We start from the raw sequence: 3,010 nt of genomic DNA, 5'->3' as shown, positions 1-3,010 counted from the left end.
GCGCACAGCGGGCGGGTGCTTTGCTGAGGGAGGGCGTTATACATGCCAGGCAGGGGACTCCGGCCGGTCCATGGTGTAAGCTCTTGCGCTCTTTGGATTTGAGCCACTGCGAGCCCTAATGCCGTCGCTTTTCAAACGTTCCCTGCTGCCCAAGCTGCGCAGCTTCCCACTGGCCGCCGAGGCTTTCACCACGCTGACCGGCGCTGCGCAGTTTCGCCGCACGCTGCTGGAGCAGATTGCCCAGGCCCGCCGGCGCATCTATATCGTCGCGCTGTACCTGCAACAGGATGAAGCCGGCCAGGAAATCCTCGATGCCCTGCACGCCGCCAAGGCCGCCCGTCCCGAGCTGGAAGTGGTGGTCGTGGTGGACTGGCTGCGGGCCCAGCGCGGCCTGATCGGTGCCGGCAAGCAGCCGGGCAACTCGGCCTGGTACCAGCAAATGACCCGCACTCACGCCAGCGAGGTGCCGATCTACGGCGTGCCGGTTCAGACCCGCGAGCTGTTCGGGGTGCTGCACCTCAAGGGTTTCGTCATCGACGACTGCGTGCTCTACAGCGGCGCCAGCCTGAACAACGTGTACCTGCACAAGTTCGACAAGTACCGCTTCGACCGTTACCACCTGCTGCACAACCAGGCCCTGGCCGACTCCATGCACCACCTGGTGCAGCACGGCCTGGTGGAGTCGCGGGCAGTGCACCGCCTGGACCTGCCGAACCTGCCCACCACCCGCAGCCTGCGCAACGACATCGGCGATCTGCGCAGCCGCCTCAAGCACGCCACCTACGACACCACTGCCGGTGGCCTGGACAAGAGCGGGCTGTCGGTCAGCCCGTTGCTCGGGGTGGGCAAGGGCAACCCGTTGAACCGGGTGATCTGCGAGCTGATTGCCGGCGCCCAGCGCCAGCTGACCATCTGCACCCCGTATTTCAACCTGCCGCTGCCGGTGACCCGGGAGATCAACCGGGCCCTGGAGCGCGGAGTGAAGATCGACATCATCGTCGGCGACAAGACCGCCAACGACTTCTATATCCCGCCCAGCGAGCCGTTCAAGGTGATCGCCGCGCTGCCTTATCTGTACGAGATCAGCCTGCGGCGTTTTGCCAAGCGGCATCAGAAAGTGATCGACAACGGCCAGTTGAACCTGCACCTGTGGCGTGACGGTGACAACACCTACCACCTCAAGGGCATGTGGGTCGATGAGCGCTATACCTTGCTCACCGGCAACAACCTCAATCCGCGGGCCTTCCGCCTGGACCTGGAAAACGCCCTGTTGCTGGACGACCCCAAGGGCGAGCTGCTGCAGGCGCGCAACGCCGAACAGGCCGAGATCTATCGCCACACCCGCCGTATCGAGCACTTTCAGTACCTGGACAGCCTGGTGGACTACCCCGAGGCCGTGGGCAAGTTCCTGCGCCGGGTCAGCCGCGTGCGCATCGAGCGCTTGCTCTACCGCATGCTTTAACCCGTAGCCGCTGCCGAGGTCCGCAGGACCTTCAGCAATCTCAAGAGCGGCGTCTGCTTCGCAGCCGTTCGCAGCCTGCGGCAGCGGCTACAAAAGCAGCGCAGTACCTGTAGCCGCTGCCGAGCCTGCGAGGCTGCGCAAAGGTCCGCAGGGCCTTCAGCAACCTCAAGAGCGGCGTCTGATTTGCAGCCGTTCGCAGCCTGCAGCAGCTACAGGTCTTTGGGCTGCGGGGCGGGCCAGATCGCGATCAGTACCAGCAGCACCGCCGCCAGCAGGTAGGGCAGGCGCGGTTCGATGGCGTAGATCAGGCTGCCGGCCATGGGCCCGATGACCACGCCCAGGCCCTGGGCGGCGCCGATGCTGCCGGCAGTCGCGCCCTGTTCCGAGGCCTCTACGGCATTCGCCGCCAGGGCCGAGAACGACGGAAACACCCCACCCATGCCTGCCGCCGATACAAAGAACGCCAGCCACAAGCCCCAGGCGCTGTCCACCAGCATGCTGCCGGCATAACCCAGCGCGGACAGCAGGGCGCCGTAGCGGATCATCCGCAGCGGCGGCCATTCCAGCTTGCGCACCACCAACTGCGCGCAGATCAGCGCCACGCCGACCATGGCCAGGGCCACCCCGGCCGTCTGAGCGGCATCGGCGGGGCTCATGTGCAGCCGGTCCAGGGCATAGAAGCTGACGGTGATCTGGGCCACCGACACACAGAGCATGGCGACAAAGGCCACCACCATGGGCCGGCGCAGTCGCGGGTCGCCCAGGCGTACCAGGGTCGGGGCCTGGGCCAGGTGCAGTTCCTGGCGCGGCAGTTGGTAGCGCAGCACCAGGAATGCCAGCAACGGCAGCACCGCCATGGCGTAGAACGGCAGGCTCAGGCTGTAGCGCGCCAGCAGCGCGGCCACCGCCGGGCCCAGCACCAGGCCCACGGCGTTGGCGGCGCCCAGGGTGGCCATGGCACGGGCGCGGTGCTGAGGTTCGACGTTATCGGCGATCAGGGCGAAGCCGCCCACCGGGATCGCCGCGTAGAAGGCGCCGATCAGGCCGCGGCCGAGCATCAGGCCGAGAAAGGCCATGGCGACGCTGGGCAGCGACTGCAGCGACAGGTCGATGAACAGGCACAAGGCCCAGTAGGCGAGGGTGAAGCCGGCGGTGCCCAGCAGCAGCACACGGCGCCGGCCGAAGCGGTCGCTGGCCTGGCCCCAGGGGCGCGCCAGGAGCATCCAGATCACCCCGGAAACGGTGACGGCCGCGCCGGCGTGCCAGGTTTCCAGGTGCAGGGCCCGGGAGATCGGGCCGATCAGCGAGACGAAGGCCATCATCGACATGGTGCAGGCCATATAGGCGGCCATCAGTGGAACCAGCGAGAAGGGTCTGACGGTCAGCGGCGCGCTGGCGGCTGTGGAGCGAGGCATGAAGGGTCTTCCATGAAAGTCGATGGGCCGTGAACGTTAACGGGATAACGTGTCACAGCCCAGGCTTATCTGCATTCGTGATGATGTTGCCGGCGAAGAGGGCCTTGAGCCGGGCGTTGTGCCTAGGGCCGCT

Annotated in this window: 2 protein-coding genes; one reads left to right on the top strand and one right to left on the bottom strand. The window is 66.6% G+C overall.

Annotated elements, in window-relative coordinates:
• Window positions 1-118: 118 nt before the first annotated feature.
• Window positions 119-1,462, top strand: coding sequence for a CDP-diacylglycerol--serine O-phosphatidyltransferase (gene pssA / locus F6S12_RS30905; RefSeq protein ID WP_015635793.1), 1,344 nt, complete (start codon window positions 119-121; stop codon window positions 1,460-1,462).
• Between the two features lie 209 nt (window positions 1,463-1,671).
• Here the strand turns inward: pssA and F6S12_RS30900 are convergent, their stop codons facing one another.
• Window positions 1,672-2,877 (bottom strand): MFS transporter, encoded by a 1,206-nt coding sequence (locus F6S12_RS30900; RefSeq protein ID WP_315869778.1) that lies wholly within the window; start codon window positions 2,875-2,877, stop codon window positions 1,672-1,674.
• Window positions 2,878-3,010 lie beyond the last annotated feature (133 nt).

The sequence above is a fragment of the Pseudomonas sp. JV245A genome (genome assembly GCF_032424515.1).
Lineage (GTDB): Bacteria > Pseudomonadota > Gammaproteobacteria > Pseudomonadales > Pseudomonadaceae > Aquipseudomonas > Aquipseudomonas protegens.
The sequence above is the reverse complement of the archived record's forward strand: the minus strand, read 5'-3'. Positions and strand labels throughout refer to the sequence as shown.

Excerpts from the sequence above, each read along its gene's own strand:
- pssA (WP_015635793.1), top strand. The coding sequence starts at position 119 with ATGCCGTCGCTTTTCAAACGTTCCCTGCTGCCCAAGCTGCGCAGCTTC.
- F6S12_RS30900 (WP_315869778.1), bottom strand. The coding sequence starts at position 2,877 with ATGCCTCGCTCCACAGCCGCCAGCGCGCCGCTGACCGTCAGACCCTTC.